23 protein-coding genes are annotated in these 25,708 nt (G+C 29.4%); 16 read left to right on the top strand and 7 right to left on the bottom strand.

Annotated features, from left to right (window positions below):
* Nucleotides 1–27 precede the first annotated feature (27 nt).
* On the bottom strand, nt 28–996 hold the full coding sequence (locus FDT66_RS09470) for a M23 family metallopeptidase (RefSeq protein ID WP_138535931.1): 969 nt from the start codon (nt 994–996) through the stop codon (nt 28–30).
* Between the two features lie 166 nt (nt 997–1,162).
* On the opposite strand from FDT66_RS09470, the gene alaS reads away from it, so the two are divergent.
* From alaS to FDT66_RS09440, 6 genes are all read left to right on the top strand, one after another.
* The gene (alaS, locus tag FDT66_RS09465; protein WP_138535930.1) at nt 1,163–3,781 is read left to right on the top strand and encodes an alanine--tRNA ligase; all 2,619 of its coding nucleotides are present in this window, start codon (nt 1,163–1,165) and stop codon (nt 3,779–3,781) included.
* 121 nt (nt 3,782–3,902) lie between these two features.
* Complete coding sequence (locus tag FDT66_RS09460) at nt 3,903–5,525, top strand: DUF1800 domain-containing protein (RefSeq protein WP_138535929.1); 1,623 nt, start codon at nt 3,903–3,905, stop codon at nt 5,523–5,525.
* Nucleotides 5,526–5,527: 2 nt separating this feature from the next.
* Entirely contained in the window at nt 5,528–7,114 is a 1,587-nt protein-coding gene (locus FDT66_RS09455; protein WP_138535928.1) for a DUF1501 domain-containing protein, read from the top strand.
* A gap of 205 nt (nt 7,115–7,319) precedes the next feature.
* Nucleotides 7,320–8,270, top strand: a complete 951-nt coding sequence (locus FDT66_RS09450) for a GSCFA domain-containing protein (RefSeq protein WP_138535927.1) — start codon at nt 7,320–7,322, stop codon at nt 8,268–8,270.
* Nucleotides 8,271–8,322: 52 nt separating this feature from the next.
* Nucleotides 8,323–8,454, top strand: coding sequence for a LuxR C-terminal-related transcriptional regulator (locus FDT66_RS14240; RefSeq protein ID WP_262709565.1), 132 nt, complete (start codon nt 8,323–8,325; stop codon nt 8,452–8,454).
* A gap of 46 nt (nt 8,455–8,500) precedes the next feature.
* A complete protein-coding gene (locus FDT66_RS09440; RefSeq protein ID WP_138535926.1) occupies nt 8,501–8,893 on the top strand; it encodes a hypothetical protein in 393 nt (130 codons plus the stop codon).
* A gap of 6 nt (nt 8,894–8,899) precedes the next feature.
* On the opposite strand, the gene FDT66_RS09435 is transcribed toward FDT66_RS09440, so the two are convergent.
* Together FDT66_RS09435 and FDT66_RS09430 are read right to left on the bottom strand one after the other, a co-directional pair.
* Nucleotides 8,900–9,211, bottom strand: coding sequence for a rhodanese-like domain-containing protein (locus FDT66_RS09435; RefSeq protein ID WP_138535925.1), 312 nt, complete (start codon nt 9,209–9,211; stop codon nt 8,900–8,902).
* A gap of 11 nt (nt 9,212–9,222) precedes the next feature.
* Nucleotides 9,223–10,983, bottom strand: coding sequence for an aromatic amino acid hydroxylase (locus tag FDT66_RS09430; protein ID WP_138535924.1), 1,761 nt, complete (start codon nt 10,981–10,983; stop codon nt 9,223–9,225).
* A 205-nt stretch (nt 10,984–11,188) separates the two neighbouring features.
* Here FDT66_RS09430 and FDT66_RS09425 point away from each other — a divergent pair, with 205 nt between their 5' ends.
* From FDT66_RS09425 to FDT66_RS09400, 6 genes are read left to right on the top strand one after another with little or no spacing between them, the layout of a single operon-like run.
* Nucleotides 11,189–11,452 carry a hypothetical protein gene (locus FDT66_RS09425; RefSeq protein WP_138535923.1) on the top strand — a complete coding sequence of 88 codons (264 nt, stop codon included), beginning with the start codon at nt 11,189–11,191 and terminating at the stop codon, nt 11,450–11,452.
* 49 nt (nt 11,453–11,501) lie between these two features.
* Complete coding sequence (gpmI, locus tag FDT66_RS09420; RefSeq protein WP_138535922.1) at nt 11,502–13,019, top strand: 2,3-bisphosphoglycerate-independent phosphoglycerate mutase; 1,518 nt, start codon at nt 11,502–11,504, stop codon at nt 13,017–13,019.
* A gap of 10 nt (nt 13,020–13,029) precedes the next feature.
* The gene (locus FDT66_RS09415) at nt 13,030–13,590 is read left to right on the top strand and encodes a thioredoxin family protein (protein ID WP_138535921.1); all 561 of its coding nucleotides are present in this window, start codon (nt 13,030–13,032) and stop codon (nt 13,588–13,590) included.
* Complete coding sequence (locus FDT66_RS09410) at nt 13,591–13,992, top strand: BT0820 family HAD-type phosphatase (protein WP_138535920.1); 402 nt, start codon at nt 13,591–13,593, stop codon at nt 13,990–13,992.
* Between the two features lie 58 nt (nt 13,993–14,050).
* A complete protein-coding gene (gene map, locus FDT66_RS09405; RefSeq protein WP_138535919.1) occupies nt 14,051–14,854 on the top strand; it encodes a type I methionyl aminopeptidase in 804 nt (267 codons plus the stop codon).
* Between the two features lie 26 nt (nt 14,855–14,880).
* Nucleotides 14,881–15,648, top strand: a complete 768-nt coding sequence (locus tag FDT66_RS09400) for a class I SAM-dependent methyltransferase (protein ID WP_138535918.1) — start codon at nt 14,881–14,883, stop codon at nt 15,646–15,648.
* Between the two features lie 8 nt (nt 15,649–15,656).
* Here FDT66_RS09400 and FDT66_RS09395 read toward each other — a convergent pair whose 3' ends face one another.
* Together FDT66_RS09395 and FDT66_RS09390 are read right to left on the bottom strand one after the other, a co-directional pair.
* Nucleotides 15,657–16,949: a tetratricopeptide repeat protein gene (locus tag FDT66_RS09395; protein WP_138535917.1), complete on the bottom strand. Its 1,293-nt coding sequence runs from the start codon at nt 16,947–16,949 to the stop codon at nt 15,657–15,659.
* A gap of 77 nt (nt 16,950–17,026) precedes the next feature.
* Nucleotides 17,027–18,013 (bottom strand): FAD:protein FMN transferase, encoded by a 987-nt coding sequence (locus FDT66_RS09390; protein ID WP_138535916.1) that lies wholly within the window; start codon nt 18,011–18,013, stop codon nt 17,027–17,029.
* A 122-nt stretch (nt 18,014–18,135) separates the two neighbouring features.
* On the opposite strand from FDT66_RS09390, the gene FDT66_RS09385 reads away from it, so the two are divergent.
* A complete protein-coding gene (locus FDT66_RS09385; RefSeq protein WP_138535915.1) occupies nt 18,136–18,981 on the top strand; it encodes an OmpA/MotB family protein in 846 nt (281 codons plus the stop codon).
* A 90-nt stretch (nt 18,982–19,071) separates the two neighbouring features.
* On the opposite strand, the gene FDT66_RS09380 is transcribed toward FDT66_RS09385, so the two are convergent.
* Nucleotides 19,072–19,437 carry a Na(+)-translocating NADH-quinone reductase subunit F gene (locus FDT66_RS09380; RefSeq protein ID WP_138535914.1) on the bottom strand — a complete coding sequence of 122 codons (366 nt, stop codon included), beginning with the start codon at nt 19,435–19,437 and terminating at the stop codon, nt 19,072–19,074.
* Between the two features lie 8 nt (nt 19,438–19,445).
* The gene (locus FDT66_RS09375; RefSeq protein WP_138535913.1) at nt 19,446–20,798 is read right to left on the bottom strand and encodes a DEAD/DEAH box helicase; all 1,353 of its coding nucleotides are present in this window, start codon (nt 20,796–20,798) and stop codon (nt 19,446–19,448) included.
* Between the two features lie 136 nt (nt 20,799–20,934).
* Here FDT66_RS09375 and FDT66_RS09370 point away from each other — a divergent pair, with 136 nt between their 5' ends.
* From FDT66_RS09370 to FDT66_RS09360, 3 genes are read left to right on the top strand one after another with little or no spacing between them, the layout of a single operon-like run.
* Nucleotides 20,935–21,699 (top strand): TatD family hydrolase, encoded by a 765-nt coding sequence (locus tag FDT66_RS09370; protein ID WP_138535912.1) that lies wholly within the window; start codon nt 20,935–20,937, stop codon nt 21,697–21,699.
* Between the two features lie 36 nt (nt 21,700–21,735).
* Nucleotides 21,736–22,260: a methylated-DNA--[protein]-cysteine S-methyltransferase gene (locus FDT66_RS09365; protein WP_246034826.1), complete on the top strand. Its 525-nt coding sequence runs from the start codon at nt 21,736–21,738 to the stop codon at nt 22,258–22,260.
* A gap of 56 nt (nt 22,261–22,316) precedes the next feature.
* On the top strand, nt 22,317–25,694 hold the full coding sequence (locus tag FDT66_RS09360; RefSeq protein ID WP_138535910.1) for a hypothetical protein: 3,378 nt from the start codon (nt 22,317–22,319) through the stop codon (nt 25,692–25,694).
* Nucleotides 25,695–25,708 lie beyond the last annotated feature (14 nt).

Below are 25,708 nucleotides of genomic sequence, written 5' to 3'. Positions count from 1 at the left end.
TTTCAATTCAAACTTCATGCTTCCAACTTAATCATAAGATTGTCCTTCTATAGATGCTGCTTTTTGCATTGCTGCAAATTCTTCTGGAGTTAAATCTCCGTAATAAAAATAAATTGGATTTACAGGTCTGTCATTTTTGTGAACTTCATAATGTAAATGTGCAGCAGCAGATAAGCCAGTGTTACCAACGTAACCAATTAAATCACCACGTTTCACCTTTTTACCTTTCTTGGTTTTAATCATACTCATGTGTGCATAAACTGTTTTATAACCATAACCATGATCTATATAAACAACGTTACCAAAAGAGCTACTTCTTTGTGCACGTATAACAGTTCCATTTCCTGTTGCATAAATAGGAGTTCCAACTGGAGAAGTAAAATCCATTCCTTTATGCATTTTTCGATATTTTAATATTGGGTGAATTCGCATTCCATAGCCAGAAGCCATTCTTTTCAAATCTTGATTTTTTACTGGTTGAATTGCTGGTATAGAAGCTAACATTTCTTCTTTTTCTTTAGCTAAAGCAACTATTTCGTCTAATGATTTTGATTGCACCACCATTTGTTTTGAAAGTATATCTATACTTTTTGTGAGTTGCTTAATCATTGTAGAGTTTTCGTAGCCATCCAAATATTTATACCTATTTACCCCTCCAAAACCAGCTTTTCTTTGTTCTTCAGAAATTGGGTTTGCCTCAAAGTAAGAGCGATAAATATTATCATCTCTTTCTTGAATTTGAGATAAAATTTCTACATTTTCTTCAACTCTTTTTGAAAGTAATTCGTAATTCAGTTTTAAATTTTCGTTTTCTCTTTTTAAAGCTCTTTCATTTGGTGACATGATAAATTGGCTCAAAAAAACAAAGCCTATAAAGGCTATTAAAAGTATTGCAAAAATACCAAATATCGATTTCTTAAAATACGCACTTTTCTTAACAGCAATTTTTCTGTAAGAAAGCGTATCTGCATCGTAATAATATTTTACTTTTGCCATAATTGTAAATGTACTATTTTTGTTTTTAAATTCAGTTTTAAATATTTTCGAATTAAATAACTCGCTAATTTACAAAATGTTTTACAACTGCTTTTTTTAGATAGTTGTTTTAAAAAAATATTAACAAAACTTACCTCTTAAATTATTGGAGGAAACTTCTTTTTTTATGAAATCTCAAGATATTCGTGCTACCTTTTTAAACTTTTTTAAAGAAAAAAATCATTTAATTGTGCCTTCTGCACCAATGGTTACTAAAGATGATCCTACTTTACTATTTGTAAATTCTGGAATGGCACCTTTTAAAGAATATTTTTTAGGGAATGGTACTCCAAAAAATAATAGAATTTCTGATTCTCAAAAATGTTTACGAGTATCTGGAAAACATAACGATTTAGAAGAAGTTGGTTACGACACCTATCATCATACCTTATTTGAAATGTTAGGTAATTGGTCTTTTGGTGATTATTTTAAAAAAGAAGCCATTGCTTGGGCTTGGGAATTGTTAACCGAAGTTTATAAAATTAACAAAGATATTTTATATGTAACCGTTTTTGAAGGAAGTGATGATGCAGATAATTTAAAAATGGATACAGAAGCATATGATATTTGGAAACAATTTATTGCTGAAGACCGTATTTTAAAAGGAAATAAAAAAGATAACTTTTGGGAAATGGGCGATCAAGGACCTTGTGGACCTTGTTCGGAAATTCATGTTGATATTCGTTCTGCAGAAGAAAAAGCAAAAGTAGACGGACGAACTTTAATTAATGAAGATCATCCACAAGTAGTAGAAATTTGGAACTTGGTTTTTATGCAATTCAACCGTAAAGCTTCAGGTGAATTAGAAGAATTACCAAACAAACATATTGATACTGGAATGGGTTTTGAGCGTTTATGTATGGTGTTACAAAACGTACAATCTAATTACGATACAGATGTTTTTAAACCAATTATTAGTGAAATTGGCACTATAACAAACACAACATATGGTAAAAACAAAAAGCAAGATATTGCAACTCGTGTAATATCAGACCACGTTAGAGCTGTTGCATTTTCTATTGCTGATGGACAATTACCAAGCAACACTGGTGCTGGTTATGTAATTCGTAGAATTTTAAGAAGGGCCATTCGTTATGGATTTACATTCTTAGAAAAAAAAGAACCATTTATTTATAGACTTGTTGATGTTTTAAGTAAAAAAATGGGAGCTGCTTTTCCAGAATTAAAAGCCCAAAAACAACTTATTGAAAATGTAATTAGAGAAGAAGAAACTTCTTTCTTAAAAACCTTAGACAAAGGTTTAATTTTACTAGAAACCATTATCTCAACCTCAAAAACAAAAGAAATCTCTGGAGAAAAAGCTTTTGAATTGTACGATACTTATGGTTTTCCTATCGATTTAACTGCCTTAATACTTTCCGAAAAAGGATATACTTTAGATGAAAAAGGTTTTAATGAAGAGTTGCAGAAACAAAAAAACAGGTCTAGATCTGCAAGTGAAAGTTCTACAGGTGATTGGACTATTATTGCAGAAGATTCTGTAGAAGAATTCATTGGCTACGATTCTTTAGAAGCTAATGTAAAGTTAACAAGGTACAGAAAAGTAACCTCCAAAAAAGATGGAGAAATGTATCAATTAGTATTCAATTTAACTCCATTTTATCCAGAAGGTGGTGGACAAGTTGGTGACAAAGGTTACTTAGAAGATGTTCATGGTGATGTTGTTTATATTTTAGATACTAAAAAAGAAAACAATGTAATTATTCACTTTACCAAAAATCTTCCAAAACATTTAAACGAAAGTTTTAAGGCAGTGGTAGATAAAAAACAACGTTATAGAACAGAATGCAATCACACAGCAACACACTTACTACACCAAGCTCTAAGAGAAGTTTTAGGAACTCATGTAGAGCAAAAAGGTTCTGCTGTTCACTCTAAATACTTACGTTTTGATTTCTCTCATTTTTCTAAATTAACTGTAGATGAATTGCGTGATGTAGAAGATTTTGTAAATGCAAGAATAGAAGGTAAATTACCATTAGTTGAAAAAAGAAACATACCAATGCAACAAGCAATTGATGAAGGTGCATTAGCTTTATTTGGTGAAAAATATGGAGATACTGTTCGTGCTATAAAGTTTGGGAAATCTGTTGAACTTTGTGGAGGAACACACGTAAAAAATACAGGTGATATTTGGCATTTCAAAATTAAGTCAGAAGGCGCAGTAGCTGCTGGTATTAGAAGAATTGAAGCCATTACAAATGATGCTGTTAAAGATTTTTATTTTGATAATAATAGAACTTTATTTGAAATTAAAGACCTTTTAAACAATGCAAAAGAACCTGTAAAGGCAGTTCAAAAATTACAAGATGAAAATGCAGAATTACAAAAGCAAATTCAACAACTTTTAAAAGAAAAAGCACAAAACTTATCAGGAGAAATAAAAAATAAACTTCAAGAAATTAATGGTGTTCAATTTTTAGCAACAAAAGTAGATTTAGATGCAAACGGAATTAAAAATTTAGCTTTTGAAATTGGAAAAGAACACAAAAATTTATTTTTACTTTTCGCAACAGCTCCTTCTAAAGAGAAAGCAATTTTAACTTGTTATATTTCTAAAGAACTGGCAAATGAGCGTGGTTATGATGCAGGAAAAGTAGTAAGAGAATTAGGAAAACTTATTCATGGTGGTGGTGGTGGTCAAAACTTTTTTGCAACAGCTGGTGGTAAAAATCCTGGAGGAATTCCAAAAGTTCTAGAAAGAGCAAAAGATTATTTGATATAAAATTAAACCTAATGCATACTTAAAAGTCTAAAAGCTATAAAATAAACATTTGATATATTAATTTATTAAGTTAAATTTGATAGCATCAATTAGTTTTTATCAATTTAAAAACTAACACTTTATGGCATATTTAGACGCATATTCTGGTGCTTTTTCCAATAAAGAAGCAAAACATCTCTTAAGTAGAACTTCTTTTGGAGCTACAAATGCTTTGGTTACAAATGCTGTTTCTTTAGGTTTAAACGCAACTATTAGCAAACTTTTTGAAGAAAAACCTGTTACCAACTTTCCTTTAAAATACTTTTTAGATGGCACAGGAAATAATGAAATTATAGATCCTGATGCTAAGTATGGTGAAACTTGGGTTATAGCGCCAGCATATCCTCAAGTAGATACTAGTAGAGAAAGAACCAGAATTTACAGAGCAAGAAACAACTCTTCTTACGCTTGGTCTTTTCTGCAAATGCAAAATGCAGAAATATCTATACAAGAAAAACTAACTTTATTTTGGCATAACCATTTTGTATGCGAAAACACAAACCCACACAGAGAGTTTTTTTACATGCACCTTTTAAGAGAAAATGCTTTAAAAAATTTTAAAGAGTTGGTAAAAAAGGTAACTTTAGATACCAATATGTTGTTATATTTAAGTGGCAATCAAAATTCTAATACAGCACCTAATGAAAACTATTCTAGAGAACTTTTAGAGCTTTTTACAATCGGAAAAGGAGATGCTGTTGGTAATGGAGATTATACAAACTATACAGAAAAAGATGTTGTTGAAATAGCGAAAGTTTTAACAGGTTGGCGTGTTAGAGGCTTAAACAATACAGATGCTTTAGTACCATATTTCACCAATAATAGGCATACAAAAGGAGATAAATTCTTATCACACAGGTTTAATAATGCCATTATTTCAGAAAATGGAGAAAATGAATATAAAGATGTTATAGATGTTATTTTTCAACAAGAAGAATGTTCGAAATTTATTACAAGACAATTATATAAATGGTTTGTAAATGCAGAAATAACCTTAGAAATAGAAACACATATTATTCTTCCTTTAGCAAAAATTATAAGAGAAAATGATTACGAAATTGTACCAGCTCTAAAAGTTTTACTAAGTTCAGATCATTTTTTTGAAAGTACTTTTTGTATGATTAAAAGTCCTATTGATTTAATATTTTCTGCAACAAAATCTTTGTTATTAACAGCACCAAAAACTTCCGTAAAAGACGAGTACGAATTTGCATACGTGTTGTATTTAATGGCTACAGATTTAGAGCAATCTATATATCATCATCCAGATGTTGCTGGTTGGAAAGCCTATTACCAAGAACCATTATTTTACAAAACGTGGGTAAATAGTTACTTATTACCAAAAAGATTGGCATACTGTAAAACCTTAGTTACTGGAGGGCAAATTACTATAGATGAGAAAAAATATACAATACCACCTTTGGTGCCTGTTTTACAACTTACAGCAGAAATTACTGGAGCAGAAAACCCAAATACTTTAATAACAACATTAGCAGATCAATTATTTAATTACGGAATTTCACAAGAGCAATTAGATGCTTTAAAAGATATTTTAATTCCTGGTTTACCTGATTTTGAGTGGACTGTAGAATATACAGATTACTTAGCAAACCCTAATGATATTGCTTTAAGAATCTCTGTAGATAAAAAGCTGAGAGATTTAATTGGAACTATGGTACAAATGTCTGAATTTCAAATAATGTAATAATGAAGAAGACACAAAAATTAAATAGAAGAGATTTTATAAAACTAAGCAGTATTGCTGCAGCTTCTTTACCTATTGCCTTTAACGGGTTTTCTGTATTTGCCAATGAAAAACCAAAAGAATATAGTTTTTTAGAAAATAACGAAAACATTCTTGTTTTAATACAGTTACAAGGTGGTAATGATGGTTTAAATACCGTTTTTGATAAAAATCAATACAGCAATTTACAAAGTGTACGTTCTAATATAATTATACCAGAAAATGAGCTACTCTCTATTGATGATGTAACCAGTTTTCATCCTTCTATGATGGGCATGAAAAATTTATATGATCAAGAAAGTTTGGCAATTATTCAAAATGTTGGATATCCAAACCAAAATAGAAGCCATTTTAGATCTACAGATATTTGGAATTCTGCCTCAGCATCAGAAGAATATATTTCTACAGGATGGTTGGGTCGTTTTTTCAATCAAAATCACTCAGAATTTCCAGAAAACTATCCAAATACAGAAAATAAAGATCCTTTTGCCATTACTGTTGGTAAAATAGTTTCAGAAACTTGTCAAGGTCCAAATTCAAACTTTTCTATGGCTTTAGCAGATCCCGAAAATCCAGGAACTGCTTTTGCCGCAAATACTGGTGTGATACCTAACAATTGTTATGGAGATGCATTAAATTTTGTAAATAATACTGTAAAGCAAACAAATGCGTATGCTGATGTAGTTAAAAATGCATCTGAATTAGGTAAAAATTTATCAGATAAATATACCACAAGCAATAACAATAAATTAGCTGGAAAACTAAAAAATGTAGCTAGATTAATTTCTGGCGGACTTAAAACAAAAGTATATATTGTACAATTAGGTGGTTTTGACACACATGATAATCAAATTATTGATGGTGACAGAAAAACTGGAAGACATGGTAGTTTACTAGAGGAATTGTCTGATGCAATTTCAGCATTTCAAGACGATTTAAAACTATTAGGTATTGATAAAAAAGTAATGGGAATGACGTATTCCGAATTCGGAAGAAGAATTAGATCTAATGGCGGGTTAGGTACAGACCATGGTACAGCAGCTCCTCTATTTTTATTCGGTTCGTGTGTTAAAAACCAAATTTTAGGAGATACACCTGAAATAGATACGCAAATAGATGAAAAAGAAGGCGTACAAATGCAATACGATTTTAGAAACATTTATAGCACACTTTTAACAGATTGGTTAGGTGGTTCTAAAACAGATGCAACTGCAGCTTTATTTAATGATTTTGATGCTTTACCGCTTTTTAAATCAGGTTGTTCTGCAGCACTTTCTGTAGACAATATTTTAAAAGATACTTTAGAAATTACAGTATATCCAAACCCAACATTTAATACAATAAACATTAAGTTTTTTGGGAACAATGAAAATGTAAAAATTACATTATACAATACAATTGGTGCTATTGTAAAAAATATAACCAACAAAAAATATAGTTCTATACAGCATACTATAAATGTAAATTTACAAGACTTACCTAAAGGAAATTATTTTGTGCATTACCAATCTAATGGAGTTTCTAAGACCAAGAAAATTTTGAAGTATTAAAAAATGAACTTCAAAATTTATATTATTTTAGGTTTTGTAGTAGTGCCATTATTAATTTTATATCTTTATTATCTAGATTATAAAAAAGACAAAATTGAATTTAAAAATTCAATAAAATATTTCTTGAAAGGTTTTTTAAAATTTATTCTTTCGGCTATAATTTTAACCTTTTTAATTTCCACTACTAAAAGTATTTTTTAATAAAATGAATTTACAAACCAAAATTCCAATACAAAAAGAAACCAGAAATGAAATAGATTACAGCGCTAACGTTTTATTGTTAGGCTCGTGTTTTTCAGAAAATATTGGAAATAAATTTTCATATTATAAGTTTCAAGTTACAAAAAACCCGTTCGGAATTCTTTTTCATCCGAAAGCTATAGAAACTTTTATTACAAATGTGATCAATAAAAAAGAATATTCTATCGAAGATGTAGTTTATCAAAACGAACGTTGGCATTGTTTTGACTCACATTCAAGCCTAAGTACACTTGATAAAAATGAGCTTCTAAAAAACTTAAATTCAATAATATTATCTAGCGAAAAAAACCTTACAACAGCTTCTCATATTGTTATTACACTTGGTACTTCTTGGGTATATAGGTTTATTGAAACAGATACCATTGTTGCAAATTGTCATAAAATTCCTCAAAAAAAATTTCTGAAAGAGTTATTAACGGTTAGTGAAGTTTCTGAAAATTTAGATGCAATCATAACACTTATAAGAACTGTAAATAAAAAAGCTGCTATCATTTTTACAGTTTCTCCTGTTAGGCACTTAAAAGATGGTTTTACGGAGAATCAACTGAGCAAGTCGCACTTAATTGCAGGTATTCATCAAATTATTAATCCAAGAAATAGTACACATTATTTTCCAAGTTTCGAAATTATGATGGATGAATTAAGAGATTATAGATTTTATAAAGAAGATATGATTCATCCAAATAAAACAGCTATCGACTACATTTGGGAAAAGTTTTTAGATACTTGGTTTTCAGAAGCATCAAAAATTACAATGCAAGAAATTGAAGCAATTCAAAAAGGTATTTCTCACAAACCTTTTAATGAAAATTCTGATCAACATCAACAATTTTTAAAAAACTTAGAAACTAAAAAAGAAAAAATAACTCAAAGTTTTCCTTTCATAGAATTTTAAAAAACGTTGTAAACTATGCGAGATTCATAAAATCAAATGATTACTTAAGTAAATAACAACAAAACATAAAGTAAAAACTTCATCTTTTACCGTTAGAAAACATATTGAAAACACTTACAAAAAACTAAAAGTTCATAGTAAAATGGAAGCTGTTATGAAGGCTCAAAAAAGAAACTTAATTTAAATAATTAATTTTGTACCTTTAAAAAAAACACAGTCATTAGCATAAAATGATCAGAAAAATTTTAATAGGTATTTTTTCGGGAGCTTTAGTTGGTATGTTTGTTACATCTGTTATTGATACAAATACTAATGAGTTGTCAAAACTTTTTTTAACAAAAATTACTGCTGCATCAATTGTTACAGGATTTTTATGTGGACTTTATGCACATTTTTCAAAATCTAAATTACAAGTTTTTTTTGTGTCTATTGGAATTGGTGTTGTAATATTTTACGCAAAATACATACTTACAAATCACGATTTTGATGCCTTAACAATGGGTGCGTTTGTTGGTGCTATGTTAGGAAGTACTCTAGCTATTATTCGAAAAATAAAACAATCTTACAGCATTTATAGCAGAATGCAAAAACGCCGAAGAAAAGGTTTTGGTAATTACCGTTAAATTAAATTACTCTAAATGTTTTGCAACGTTTTGCCAAGGACCTCCATTAATTACATCTATTCCATTTTGAGCTAAAAACTGCATTGCTTGTCCACTTCTACCTCCACTTCTACAAACAGTAATTACTGGTTTGTTCCACGATTTTATTTGTTCTATTTCTAAAGGAATTAAATTCAAAACAATATGTTTTGCATTATCAATATGACCTTCATTCCATTCAGCTTGTGTTCTTACATCTAAAATTATAGCATCTTTTTCTAAATACTCTTTAATGTTTTCAGATTCATCTTTTTGACCAAATATTCCAAACAATCCCATTTTTTTTTAATTTATGATTGTAATTCGTTTACGTGTAACAAATTCAATCCGTTTTCAATTAATTTTTTATAAGCCTTATTTTCTTGCAAAAGCAACAAATAATTTAATATTTCCGTTTTTACAGCAAAATTATTTTGCAAAGCTACTTCATATAATTCTAAATTCAGCAACCAATCTAAAGGAAAATTTGTTTTTAATTGATTAAAAATAACTTTTAGTTCTTCTTCAGATGTATTTTTTGTAGAGCGCATTTTACGAACATCATCATATAAATTATACAAGATCTTCTCATTTTCGGAATATTTAATTTTATGAGTTTTCGTTTCAGAAACCTTAGATGTATCTTCAAAAGAATTGATATCTGCTGCTCCAGAATACGCTGAAACTACTTCTTTACCAACTGCCATATCGTAAATACCCCATTCTGGTTTAAAAAGAATAGTTTTTCCATGAGTAACAGTACAGTTTTCAAAAGAAATTAGTAAAATTTTACCTCTTAAATCTCTTGTTCCTGTAATTACATTACCTTCTACTTTCACATCTCCTTCAAATTCTAAAGAAATTCGCTTTCCTTCATAAATTTGATACGCTTCCAAGTCTCTAGGGCTCATGTTTTCAATAGCAATATTAATACCTTTTAATTTGCCAACAGGACTTCCAAACCCATTTTTATGGTTTTCAATTCCATGACCAATCAATTCTTTATCTCTAGTTGATAAAGCTGTTTTTCCTGTTGTTTGAAAATAAATCGGTTTCCCATTTTCGTCTTCAATTACATTTGTGAAAACACCTGAAATTTGTATTCCTGTACTTAATTCAATCGTTCCTAAATTGCAAGAATTTATTAATTTCTGAATTCCTTTTAAACCACCTTTTCGAATGGCCATTTTATTTGCGAATTGTTCTAAAACCAAACTTAAATATGCAAAATCTGGAGTTACAAATAGTTGTGGTTGTGGTTTTGTTATATCAAAATTTGTATTTGCAGCCTCTATAGAATAAGGTACTTTTTTTACTTTATCTTGCATGCACCAAGCACTTTCACCTATAGAAGATAGTAAGCCTGCACCATAAATTTTAGGATGCTCTAAGGTTCCTATCAATCCATATTCAACAGTCCACCAATGTAGGTTTCGTATTTGTGCCATTTCTGATAATTCGCCCATATTATCTTGCAAATACTCTACCTTTTCTTGTGCATTATTAATTTCTTCTTCAGTAGAATTTGGATCTTCTTTTAAAATAGACAATAAACGAATTGCCTCATACATTTCATAATCTTTAGCTGAAGAAATTGCCTTACTACCAATTTCACCAAAACGTCTTAAATACTCTGCATATTCTGGGTTCGCAATAATGGGTGCATGACCTGCAGCTTCATGAATAATATCTGGTGCTGGAGTATATTCAATATGATTAATCGTTCTCATATCAGATGCTATTACCAATACATTATAGGCTTGAAATTCCATAAAAGCATTTGGTGGTATAAAACCATCAACAGAAACTGCAGCCCAACCAATATCTTTTAAAATACGATTCATGCCTTCCATATGTGGAATTTCATCAATGGAAATCCCTGTTTTAGAAAGTCCTTTTAGGTAAGATTCATGAGCTACTTTACTCAAATAATCTACATTCATTCTCATCACATAACGCCAAACAGCTTGATTTTGAGCTGTGTATTCATCATAAGGTTGTTGTACCACAAACTTGTGCAAATGTTTGGGAAGTTTCTTGGTAACATCGTTCAATTCAAAATGAGCATCCATAACATGTAATTATAATATTCTTACAAAATTACATATTAAAATATTGATTTAATATTTTTTAATAACTAAAAGTTCGTTTTTCTGTCTTTATAACAATTACTTAAAAAAGGAATGAAAAATAAACAATTGGTTTTAGGCGAAAAATTAATTTTTGTAACAATTATTTCATTTTTAATACTAATAGATAAATAGTTAATGATTTATTATGGGGTTTGGAGGTTCTGTTTCGGCGATGATTGCAAGTTTAAAAGCAAATAAGAGAACACGTGTGTCTACTTTCGAAAAAATAAAAGACTTTAAAAAAAGTAATAAAAACAAACTGCATTTTAAAAACAAAGCAACTCCAGAAGAAATTGTAAAACTCAGAGAAAAATTACAAAAAGAAAACAATGTTCTTTTCTTACGAAAAGTACTTATTATAGTTATTTTGTTAGTAGCTATTTTTTACGCTATCGGTTTCGTAAAATAGTTATTAAAAGCGAAAAATGTTTCTTATTTTTACTTTTCAATTTTAGAAAATGAACAAGAAAGTAATTTTAATGATTTTGGATGGATGGGGAATTACACAAGACCCTAAAGTATCCGCAATTTACAACGCAAACACACCTTACATTAATAATTTATACAACCAATATCCGCATGCAGAATTAAGAACAGATGGTGAGCATGTAGGTTTACCAGAAGGTCAAATGGGAAATTCGGAAGTTGGTCATATGAATTTAGGAGCTGGTAGAATTGTATATCAAAACTTAGCTAGAATTAATAAAGCCGTAAAAGAAAAAACATTAGGTGAAGAAAAGGTATTATTAGATACCTTTAAATATGCCAAAGAAAACAATAAAAATGTTCATTTATTAGGTTTGGTTTCTAATGGAGGTATTCATTCGCACATCAACCATTTAAAAGGCTTGTTAGATGTTGCCAAAGAAAACAATGTAAACAATGTTTTTGTACACGCTTTTTCTGACGGACGTGATTGCGACCCAAAATCTGGAGCATATTTTATAAACGACATACAAGAATACATGAAAAAAACTACTGGTGAATTAGCATCAGTAACTGGTCGTTATTACGCAATGGATAGAGATAATAGGTGGGAACGTGTTAAAGAAGCTTATGATGGTTTAGTAAATGGAGTTGGTGAAAAAACAACAGATGTTATTGCAACTATCAATAAAAATTACGAAGCTGGTTTAACAGACGAATTCCATAAACCAATTATTGTTACAAATGAAGATGGCACTCCTAAAACTCAAATTAAAAATGGTGATGTTGTTTTGTTTTTCAATTATAGAACAGACAGAGGAAGAGAATTAACAAATGCGTTATCGCAAAATGATTTTCCTGAATATGGAATGAAAAAATTAGATTTATACTTTACTACAATTACTTTATACGATGAATCTTTTAAAGGAATTAATGTAATTTATAATAGCGATAATATTAAAAATACACTTGGAGAAGTTTTAGCCAATGCTGGTAAAAAACAAATTCGTATTGCAGAAACTGAAAAATATCCACACGTAACTTTTTTCTTTTCTGGTGGACAAGAAACTCCTTTTGAAGGTGAATCTCGTATATTAAGAAACTCACCAAAAGTTGCTACTTACGACCTAAAACCTGAAATGAGTGCCTACGAATTAAGAGATGCACTTTGCGAAGATTTAGAAAAAGGAGATGCCGATTTTGTTTGTTTAAATTTTGCAAATGGTGATATGGTTGGTCATACAGGAATTATGGAAGCAGCTATCAAAGCTTGTGAAGCTGTAGATAATTGTGCAAAAGATGTTATAGAAACAGGTTTGAAAAACGGATATTCTACTTTGCTAATTGCAGACCATGGAAACTGTGAAACCATGATGAATCCTGATGGTTCACCACATACAGCACACACTACAAATCCTGTACCTTTTATTTTAATTGACAAAGAAATAAAATCCATAAAAAGTGGTATCTTGGGCGATATTGCTCCTACCATTTTAGATTTAATGGGAGTAAAACAACCTAAAGAAATGACACAACACTCTTTACTTTAAAAAAAATTTTATGAAAAATACTTTAATTATTTTATGTAGTATTTTACTAATAAGTTCTTGCAAAGTACAACAAGAAGCTACTGAAAATAAAGTACAGCAAGAAATTACTGCTAAAAAAAATGCCTCAGGTGACTTAGTTGGTTTTGCCAATAAAGAATCTTTTATGCAAGCACCTTACGAATCTTGGTTCAATCAAAAATACAACACTTTTAAGGTAGATGATGCAACCATTACTGCAATTGAAGAAAATTTAAAAGGAGTTACCATAAAAGGTTTTATGGGCACTTGGTGTGGAGATTCTAAAAGAGAAACACCACGTTTTTATAAACTTTTAGATCAAGCAAATTTTAACCTTAGTAATTTTGACTTAGTAACTGTAAACAGAAGTAAAAAAACACCAGATAATTTACAAGAAGGTTTCAATATTATTAGAGTGCCAACTTTTATTTTTTATAAAGATGGTAAAGAAATAGGAAGATTTGTAGAAAGACCAAGAGAATCTTTAGAAAAAGATATTTTAAAGATAGTTTCTGGAAAACCCTACAAACATTCTTATGATAGAAGCAAATAAATGACCTATAACAACAACCTACTTATTGCTGTAGATTTTGACGGAACCATTGTAGAAGATGCTTATCCAAAAATAGGCAAACCAACTATTTTTGCTTTCGAAACATTAAAAAAATTACAGTCAGAAGGTTACAGATTAATTCTTTGGACGTATAGAAGTGGTGCCAGGTTAGATGAAGCTGTTGCTTTTTGTAAAAAAAATGGCATTGAGTTTTATGCCATAAACAACAGTTATCCAGAGGAAATTTACGACCCAAAAGATAGTAGAAAAATTCATGCAGACTTGTTTATAGACGATAGAAATATTGGCGGTTTTATTGGTTGGACAGCAGTTTACAAACAAATTTTTAATTCTGAACCACCAGAAAAAAAGAAAAAAGGGTTTTTCTCTTTTTTCAAATAATTTTATTACGTTATCAATTCTTTAAAATATAGTAACTTTGCGTTTCAATTTTTTTAACATGATTAAAATTAAAACCAAAGAGGAAATAGAAATTATGCGTGAAAGCGCATTAGTTGTTTCTAAAACATTAGGCATGCTTGCAAAAGAAATAAAGCCTGGTGTAACCACTTTATATTTAGATAAATTAGCAGAAGATTTTATTAGAGAACAAGGTGCAATACCTGGTTTTTTAGGCTTGTATGATTTCCCGAACACACTTTGTATGAGTCCAAATTCACAAGTAGTTCATGGTATTCCAAATAAAGAACCTTTACAAGAAGGTGATATTATTTCGATAGATTGTGGTGCTAAGAAAAATGGTTTTTATGGCGATCACGCATACACATTTGCTGTTGGTGAAATTGCTGATGAAACCAAAAAATTATTAGACGTAACAAGAGAAAGCTTGTATGTTGGTATTCGTGAATTTAAAGTTGGTAACAGAGTTGGAGATGTTGGTTATGCTATTCAAAAGTTTACAGAAGACCATGGTTATGGCGTTGTAAGAGAATTAGTTGGTCATGGTTTAGGAAGAGAAATGCACGAAGATCCAAACATGCCAAATTATGGTAAAAGAGGAAGAGGTAAAAAATTTGTAGAAGGTATGGTTGTAGCAATAGAACCAATGACAAATTTAGGCACTCACAAAATAAAACAACATAATGATGGTTGGACAATCACAACCTTAGATGGTAAACCATCTGCACATTTTGAGCATGATGTTGCTATTTTAAACGGTAAACCAGAACTTTTATCAACCTTTAAATATGTGCATGATGCTTTAGGTATTGTTACCAATGAAGAAGATGAATTCAGACAGTAAATTACTTTGGAGCTCAATGCTATTCAATGAAAATATTTAAAAAAATTTTAAATACAATACCAAGACCATGGCTAATTAAAGCAAGTTATTTAGTTCGTCCAATAATTGCATTTAGTTTAAAAGGAAATAATTTTACGGATCCAATTGACGGAAAATCTTTTCGTGAATTTTTACCTTATGGTTACGGAAAACAAAGAGAAAATGCACTTTCACCTTCAACTTTGTCTTTAGAAAGACACAGATTAATGTGGCTTTTCTTAAAAGATGAAACTGATTTTTTTACATCTTCAAAAAAATTAAAAGTTTTACACATAGCACCAGAACAATGTTTTTTAGACATATTTAGAAAACAGAAAAACCTAGATTATATTACCTCTGACCTAGAATCACCTATTGCAGATGTAAAAGCAGATATTTGTAACTTACCTTTTCAAGAAAACTCTTTTGACGTTGTTTTTTGCAATCATGTTTTAGAGCACATTCCAAATGATACGAAAGCTATGCAAGAGCTATATCGTGTAATGAAAAAAGGTGGTTTCGGTATTTTTCAAATTCCGCAAGATTTATCAAGAGAAAAAACTTTTGAAGACGATTCCATCACAGACAAAAAAGAACGTACTAAAATTTTTGGGCAGTATGACCACGTAAGAGTTTACGGTAAAGATTATTTTGATAAATTAAGATCAATTGGTTTTAAGGTTGATGAAGTAGATTACACAAAAAAAATCGCTCCAGAAAAACTAGAACGATTTTGTTTAATGAAGAATGAAATTCTTCCTGTTTGTTATAAGTAATGGTGTTTTTAATCAAATTTTCTTAAAAAATCAACCATTTTTTCTAAAGATTCTTTTCCTTTTACAATTTTACCTTCTTTTAATATTTGGTAAACACCATCTTCTATTTTTACAATTTTAGAGTTTCCTTCGTAATTTGCAAGTTTGTCATTTAAAGCATCTACTTTTTTTCCACTTTGACTCAACCAAACTCTTTTACCTGCTTTTAGAGCTTCTATTTTACTATTATAAAAAGCACCTAAATATTGGTAATTGGCATTTGTTGGTAAAACGCTTCCATCAACCGAAAATAAGTATGCGTTTACAGTGTGTTTATTACCATCTTTACCTTCCGGATATAAAGGATGAATTCCACCTCCTAAATGACCTCCAAAAACATACCATTCTTTATCAATTTTCACCTCATCATCTCTATTGTACTTTCTGATGATATCATTCTTTTCTAACTTATCTAACAAATCTTCTTTATTAGCTACTTTTACAATTTTATTTTCGTTTAAATCAAAAACCATTGGCGCAGCAGAATTGTTTGGGTAAGTTACCAATCTTCCATTTGATCTTGGCAACATAACTTGTCCGAAATTGGTTGAAATAGAATTAAATTCAGATGGATTTGGTAGTGTAGTTCCAGTATTTTTATACGTGTTGTAATAATATATTTTTGTTGGATTGTTTTTTTTGTTTTGCAACAAAATATAACCCTCAAAATTTACTCCAAAATCGTATTCTGCAGCTTCAACTATAATTTCTCCAACATCGCTTAAAATTCCGAACTTTCCATTCTGAGTGTATAAAGCATAACTGTTTTTATTGAAATTATAAATGCTATCAACTTTTATAGATAAGTTATCTGCATTCTTTTTCCAAACTGTTTTTAAAGAATCTATTCTTCGTAACTCTTTTTCTTTTAACAATCTTTCTTGTTCAAGTCTTTTTTCTTCTTCTAACTGTAATTCTATTTCTTCATTTATTGTTACAAACAATTCTAATTGATTAAGATACTGTTCAGATTTTTTATTTTTTGATAGTAAAAAAAATTGTTTAGAATATTTTTGAGCTTCTTTATAATTTTCTAATTCAAAATAAATTCTAGCTCCTAAGCTGGCAACATCTGGAGATGTTACAGTATCCATATATTTCATCGCCTTTTCAAAAAGTACTAAAGCCTCTTTAAAATCAATACTTTCTTCAATTACATTGTTTGCTCTCTTAATATAAACATTGGCAATGTCTTTATTAGATTGTGCATAAGAAATGCTAATAAACATAACACAGCAAAGTGTTAATAGTAAGTTTTTCATAATATTTTTAAATTCTCTTTTTTAAATTAAGTTATGCAATATAACAAAAATACAATTTAAAGTGCACTGTTATCTACTTAGTTGTAGGTATAATTTGTAAATTCTTCAAGGTTTCCATCTTCATTTAAATAAATTAAAATTACTTTAATAGAATTGTTTTTAACAATAAATGCTTTTGTTTTTTCTAAACCCATTGCCATAAAAGCGGTTGCATACGCATCTACATCTGCACAGTCTAAATTTGCAATTACAGATGCACTTAATAAGTTGCTTTCTATAGCAAAACCCGTTTTTGGATTAATGGTATGAACATATTTTTTTCCATCTTCAGATATTCTAAATTTCCTGTAATTACCTGAGGTAGCCATAGATTTGTTAGATAGGTTTAATGTTTTATATCCGTTTGTATTTTCAGTTGGATTTACCAATTTAATCAACCATGGATTGTTATTTTTTTTTGTGCCTTTTGCACGAATTTCACCACCAATTTCTATCAAATAATTAGCTATACCTTTACTATTAAAAAAACGAGCTATAACATCAATTCCATAACCCTTTGCAATAGAATTAAAATCTAAATAAATTTTTGGATTTTCTTTTACAATTTTATGATTTTGTAGTTCAACTTTATGCAAACCAACAAATTGCATTTGATTAGAAACTTGTTCATTGGTTAAATCGATCTTTTCATTTTTAGGTCCAAAACCCCAAGCATTAACTAAATTACCTACTGTAGGATCAAAAAAACCATCTGTTTCGTTGTAAATTCTTTTCGATTTTTTAAAAACTTCAGCAAACATCTCATCAACAACAATGGTAGTATCTCCATTATTTATTTTTGAAATATCAGAAGTTGGGATGTACGTTGAAAGCGATTTATTTACCAAACGAAATAAACTATCTATTGGTTTTTGAAAATTTTGAGTTCCGTTTAAATATGTGATTTTATAAGTAGTGCCAAAAACAAAGCCTTTTAAGGTAAAATCGGTAGTTTTAAGTTCGTTTTTACACGAGGTAAATAGTAGAATTATCCCTAAAAAAAGTGAAAATTTAAATGTTTTCATAAATATTAAATATAAGCTTCAAAAATAATATATAATTTTTTCACAAAATATTGATATTCGTACTTTTTGTTCATCTATTTTGTTAAATTTGTAGCTATAATTTAATCATTAAGCATAAAATAATGAAGAAAATATCGTTACTATTATTATCTGCAGTTTTAGTTAGTTCTTGTGTATCTAAAAAAGAATTCGCAGCATTACAATCAGAAAAATTAAAAACTGAAGAAGAATTACGAATTGTAAAAACAAATTTACAAAAGTGTTTGATTGAAAAAGAAAAAGAAGACACGAAAGTTTTTGCGCTTCAAGAACAAGTTAAATATTTAAAAGAAGATAAAAAATCTGCCTTAAAGCAAGTGGAAAACTTAACGGTTTTAACACAATCGTCATCTGACAATATTAAAAATGTAATTTCTCAATTAAGTGAAAAAGACAAGTATATCAATGGAATTAGAAAAGCAATGACGCAAAAAGATTCTATTAACTTGGCAATTAAATACCACTTAACAAGAAACTTAACAGATGGTATACAAGATAAAGATATTGAGGTAAATGTTGAAAAAACAGTTGTTTTTATTTCTATTTCAGACAAATTACTGTTTAAAAGTGGAAGCTACAACGTAACAGAAAATGCCTACACTGTTTTAGAAAAGATTGCAAAAGTAATTAAAGACCAACCTCAGATGGAAGTGATGATTGAAGGTCATACAGACCCAACTCCTATTAAGAGAGATTTAATTCAAGACAACTGGGATTTATCTGCTTTAAGAGCTACTTCTATTACACGTATTTTACAATACAAGTTTGGTGTAAAACCTGCACGTTTAATTGCTGCTGGTAGAAGCCAATATGTACCTTTGGTTGAAAACAATTCACCAGAAAATATGGCAAAAAACAGAAGAACAAAAATTATAATTATGCCTAAACTGAATCAATTTTTTGATTTGTTAGAGCAAGATTCTGAATAATTTTAACTTTTACAATACAAAAAAAACCACTCTTTTTAGAGTGGTTTTTTGTTTTGATTAGACAATAATAGCTACTTTTTCTAAACCAACCTATTCCAAAATTTTAATAAAATCTTCAAAAGCCACATAGTAAGGTTGGTTTTTAAAAACAGGCGTTTCTACACTTTCTGCATTTGCAATACCAACACCAGCAAACCAAACTTTAGCATTTTGTTTTTTAGCATGTTGTTTGAATGTTTCCATCCATAAAACGTCATAATCATTTGGGTTTTGAATGTTATTTGTTGCTTTAACCAAAACAAAAATGGTAGGTTCTCCTTTTTTAAACAATACAAATTGCGGGTGTCTTTTTAAAGTACTATTAATTGCTTGAAACTCATAACCCATTTTTTCGAGCTTCTCCCCTACAATATTCATTGCTAAATTATGCAATTCTTGTGCTGTTAAAACTTGCATTACTATTCTTATTTTTTCTTGTTTCTTTTGTTGTAATTTTTATCGCCACGCGTTTTTGGCTTCTTGTATTTTTTTGCAATTTCTCTTCTGTAAGAACCACCTTGGTTGGTTTTACTATTCTTTTCACTTTTTTCATGAAAAGCAGGTCCTGGAACGTATTCTAAACCAGTTCTGTTTTTAGAAATTCCTTGATCTTCTCTTGGACGTTCATCTTCGGTTAATAATTTCGAAATTTCAACTTCTTCTGGAACTTCCAAAACAGGAATTTCCAAATTCATTAAGTTTTCTATTTCTTTTCTGCTTTCTTGTTCTTTTTCGGTTGAAAATAATAATGTTTTTCCAGCTTTTTCTGCACGACCAGTTCTACCAATTCTGTGCATATAATTCTCAGGAAAATCTGGTGTATCAAAGTTAATTACGTGTGAAACATTGTCAAAATCTAAACCACGAGCCATAACATCTGTAGCCAATAAAATTCGGTTTTTACCTTCATCAAACTGTCTTATGGAACGTATTCTGTAGTTTTGTGTTTTGTTGGAATGAATTACACACATTTCATCATTAAATACTTCTTCCAAATGTTTAAACAACAAATCTGCAGTTCTTTTAAAACCAACAAAAATTAATACTTTATTGTAGGTTTCTTTATCTTTTAAAAGATAATATAATAAATTTACTTTGGTAAAAAAGTTAGGTACATTATAGGTTACTTGTTCAATATTATCTAAAGGAGTTCCACTAACTGCCACAGAAATTTTTTCTGGATTTTTAAAGAAATCGTAAATTAAATGATCTACATCTTCTGTCATTGTTGCAGAAAATAGAATGTTTTGTCTTCTTTCTGGAATGATATCAAAAATATTCATCAGTTGAAAACGGAAACCCAAATCTAGCATTACATCTACTTCATCTATCACCAATTTTTGAATTGATTTTAGCTTTAAAGCATTGCTCAACCCTAAATCGTACAAACGTCCTGGAGTGGCTACAATAATATCTTGCCCCTGTAAAATAGCTTGTTTTTGGGTATTTATGTTTGTACCTCCATAAACTCCTAAAACTCGAACATTAATATATTTTGCTAATTTTTCAATCTCATCTACCACTTGTAAAACCAGCTCACGAGTAGGTACCAGCACCAAAATTCTCGGATGCTGTTGCTTAGAAAACTTTAAATCTCGAAGAATTGGCAACATGTACGCAAAGGTTTTTCCTGTTCCTGTTTGCGCAATTCCCACAACGTCTTTTCCAGATCTCACTACAGAAAATGCTTGTTCTTGAATTGGAGTTGGTGTCTCAAAACCCAAATCATCAATTGCGTAATGGAGTTGTTTAGATAGGTCTAAATCTTCGAAAGTCATTGTACTAAAATTTTGTGCAAAGGTACATTAAAGTTTCAAGATTAGCGTTTTAAGTTTACTGTTCATAAACTATTCATTATAAAGAATAATACTACAATAATTTAGTAGTTTTGTATGTACTAAAAAACTTGTTTTTATGATTACAGATACGCACACACATTTATATTCAGATCAATTTGATGAGGACAGAGAAACCATGATGGAACGTGCTAAAGAAGCAGGAATTTCTCGTTTTTTTATTCCAGCAATCGATTCTTCTTACACTCAACGAATGTTAGATTTAGAGGAGAAATATCCTTACGATGTGTATTTAATGATGGGTTTGCACCCAACTTCTGTAAAAGAAAATTATTTAGATGAATTGGCGCATGTTCGCGAATGGATTGATAAAAAAGAGTTTTATGCCATTGGTGAAATTGGTATTGATTTGTATTGGGACAAGTCTTTTCTAACACAACAACAGGAAGCTTTTAGAACTCAAATTCAATGGGCAAAAGAAAAAAAATTGCCAATTGTAATCCACTGTAGAGATGCTTTTGATGAAATTTTTGAAGTATTAGAAACTGAAAAAAGTGATGATTTGTATGGAATTTTCCATTGTTTTACAGGAACAAAAGAACAAGCAGAAAAAGCAATTTCGTACAACATGAAATTAGGAATTGGTGGAGTTGCTACTTTTAAAAATGGAAAAATTGATAAATTTTTACATGAAATAGATTTACAACACATTGTTTTAGAAACAGATGCACCTTACCTAGCGCCAACTCCTTACAGAGGAAAAAGAAATGAAAGTTCTTATATTACCAATGTTATTGAAAAATTAGTAGATATTTATGGAATTTCATTTAAAGAAATAGCAGAAATTACGACCCAGAATTCGAAAGCAGTTTTTGGAATATAGTTTTAAAAGTCAGATTTTTTAAAATCTGTGAAATCTGTGTCAAAAACTTTAAAAAGTAATCAATATAATTTGAATTTAGAAACAACATACTATAAAACACCCATTGGAATCGCAAAAATTGTGGGAGATTTCAACGGAATTCAAGCTGTTTCTGTTTTAGATGATGCTGAAGTTTCTGAGGATAATTTTAAAGAAAAAATTCCTGATTGTTTACAAGATTGTGTACAACAATTAGATGAATATTTTAATGGAGAAAGAGCCAGTTTTAACTTAACTGTCAACCCAAAAGGAACGACTTTTCAGAAAAAAGTATGGAAAGCCTTATTGGAAATTCCTTATGGAACAACGAGAAGTTATTTAGAACAAAGCAAAGCTTTGGGCGATGTAAAAGCGATAAGAGCTGTGGCAACTGCAAATGGTAAAAATCCGTTATGGATTGTAATTCCTTGTCACAGAGTAATAGGTTCAAACGGATCTTTAACAGGTTATGCTGGTGGAATTTGGCGTAAAAAATGGTTATTAGCACATGAAAATCCTGTAAAACAACAATCACTATTCTAATTCTTCTTTTCACACATTAAAAAACTTATTTTTACGTTAAGTAGTTATAGTCGTGCATGTATCAAAAAATAATTTTACTTTTTTTACTTTTCATTGGAATTTCTATCCAAGCGCAAACTGTTTCTGAAGATTTTAGATCTAAGAAGTTTCTAATTGAAAAAGATACCGTAAAATTTGATTCTGTTTCCATAAATTCTCAACAATTTAAAGTTTTAAACTCACTTTTAAATCCTATAAAAGAATCAGAATATAAAGTGAATTTTACTGAAGCAACACTAATAATAAATTCAAAAATATATCCAGAAATTACCATAGAGTATTTTCGATTTCCAGATTTTGTTACTAAAGTTTATACTTCTTATGATGAAAGTTTAATATTACCAAATGGTGTAAATACAGGAAAACTTTACAGCTTAACTACCAATAAAAAAGCCTCGGAAATTAAGTTATTTGATGGTTTACAAACCAAAGGTTTTATTACAAGAGGTGTAACTACCGGAAATAATCAAAATGCAGTAACAAATGCTGCTTTAGATTTAGAAATTTCAGGAAAACTATCTGAAGAAATTACTTTAAGAGCCAATATTTGGGATACAAATATTCCTATACAAGAAAACGGATACTCACAAAACATTACCGATTTTGATAGAATTTTCGTAGAAATGTCGCATAAAAATTGGCGTGTAAAAGCTGGTGATATTTCATTAAAAAACTTCGAAACTTACTTTGCTCCTTTCGCAAAACAAGCAGCAGGACTAGAAGTAGAAGCAAATATTACAAAAAATTTAAAAGCGAGTGCTTCTGGTGCAGTTGTAAGAGGTAAATTTAATACGTATTATGTTACAGGTCAAGAAGGAAATCAAGGTCCGTACAAAATTTTTGGAGTAAACAATGAACCTGCAATTGTAATTATTGAAGGAAGTGAAGTAGTTTTTATTAATGGAATTCAAATTGAAAGAGGAGAAAATAAGGACTATACAATGGATTATAATTTAGGTGAAATAACTTTTAACACCACCTTTCCTATTACAAACGATATGAGAATTGGAATAGATTTTCAATATTCAGATAGAAATTACACTCGTTTTGTAACTTATGAAAATGTTGCTTACACCTCTGACAAATTAAATATAAGCAGTTTTTTTTACAGTGAAAACGATGCCAAAAACCAACCTTTACAACAGGCTTTAACAGATGAGCAAAAACAAATTTTAGCAAATGCAGGAAATGATACCAGCTTAATGTTTTCGGAAAGTGCTTTTCCTGATAATTTTGATGAAAATAAAATTTTATATAAAAAAGTTACAAATGGCGCTGTAGAAATTTTTGAATATTCTACAAATGCCAATGACGATTTGTTTTTTGTAACCTTTACAAATGTTGGAGCAAACAATGGAAATTACATATTATTAAGAAGTACAGCTGTTGGTAATATCTTTGAGTTTGCAGGAGTAAATCAAGGAAATTATTCACCAATTACGCGTTTAATTCCTCCCGCAAAATCACAAGTTTTTGTTTTAAAAACAGATTATGATTCTACAAAAAAAACAAAGCTTACTTCAGAAATTGCAGTAAGCAATAACGATGCTAATTTATTTTCTACTATCGATGATAATCAAAATACTGCAGTTGCAGCAAAAATTGGTTGGGAACAAATTTTAATTGATAAGAAATGGCAATTAATTAGCAAAATTAATCACGAATTTGTTCAAAAAAATTACAATACAGAACAAGGTTGGGAACCAATAGAATTTAATAGAGATTGGAATATTTTAACCAATAATGGCACAAAAAACCATTTTCAAACAGCTTTTTTACTTCAAAATAAAGAACAAGATTTTTTATCTTACAGATATAATCATTTAAGTTATATTGATATTTATAACGGAAACAAACACGAACTACAGTCTAAAATGAGTTTTAATAAAACCTCATTTTTTATAGATGGAAGTTTTTTAGCAAACACCTCAACAATAGAAAACAATTCGTTTTTAAGGGCAAAAGCAACCATATTACATCGTTTTAATAAAAGTTGGTTGGGTGGTTTTACAAATATAGAAACCAATAGTAGAAGAGAAATAAGTACAAACAACTACATAAATACGAGTCATCGTTTTAAAGAGTTTGAAACCTATTTTGGTATTGGTGATACCACTAAAGTTTTTGCAAAAATAGGGCTGAACTACAGAAATAATGATAGTATAAAGTCAAACGCATTTACTGAAATTAACAATCGAAAAACAATATATATCAACAGTAAATTAATTCAAAATAAATTTACAAGTTTAAATGTTTTTGCAAACTACAGACTAACTGAAAATAAGTTTTCCAAAAATGAAAAATCATTAAATTCTAAAGTGGTTTTTAATCAACGTTTGTTTAACGACTTTATAAATTTAGGTACTACGTATGAAACCTCTTCAGGAAACATTGCAAGACAAGAATATGTATACATAAAAACGGAACCCGGTTTTGGTTATTACACTTGGATAGACTATAATAATGATGGCATTCAAGATTTTGATGAATTTGAAATCGCGGAATTTCAAGACCAAGCAAACTATTTAAGAGTTCCAAAACCCAATATTCGTTTTATTGCTACACAAAGAGCAAAATTTAGGCAATCCATTAATTTAAATTTTAATCAATGGAGTCAAAAAAAAGGAGTTAAAAAAATTATTTCTCATTTTAATAATGAAAGCTTTTTAAGTATAGAAAATGAACAAACTCGTATTGGCAATTCATTTAATTTTAATCCTTTTAATTTTGATGAAAATAAATTGATAGGACTAAATTTAAGTTACAGAAATAGCCTCTATTTTAATAGAAATTTGCAAAAATATAGCTTTACCTATACATATGGAAACCTCAGAAATAAACAGCAATATTTTATAGGAAGTCAAGAAAACAAAACCAATTTACATCAATTAGATTTTGCACATAAATTTGCCACTTTTTGGGTTGGTGAAATAATGGGTAAAATTTCTGAAAATGATTTACAAACAGAAAATTTTAATAATAGAAATTATTTTATTGAAGCTAAGGAAATTCAACCTAAATTAAGTTTTTTATACAATCAAAACAATCGCTTAACAGCATTTTATCATTACAAAAACAAACAAAATACCTTGGCTGATTTTGAGATTTTGAAGCAACAAAAATTTGGTTTAGAATACTTTTTTGTCAGCAGTAAAAAAAATCAAATTACTGCAAACGTAAACGTTTTTTTAAACAATTTTAAAGGAGACACAAACACACCTGTTGCGTATCAAATGTTAGAAGGTTTACAAGCTGGAAGAAATTACACGTGGAATGCACTGTTTTCACAAAAAATAAATTCCTTTTTAAATTTAAATTTAAACTATTTAGGTAGAAAAAGTGAGAACTCTAAAACAATTCATACAGGAAGTGTACAATTGAAAGCTATTTTTTAATATGTTTGCATGAA

It is taken from the genome of Polaribacter aestuariivivens (genome assembly GCF_005885675.1).
In the GTDB taxonomy this organism is placed as follows: Bacteria; Bacteroidota; Bacteroidia; order Flavobacteriales; family Flavobacteriaceae; genus Polaribacter; species Polaribacter aestuariivivens.
This window is presented reverse-complemented; position numbering and strand designations above follow the sequence as displayed.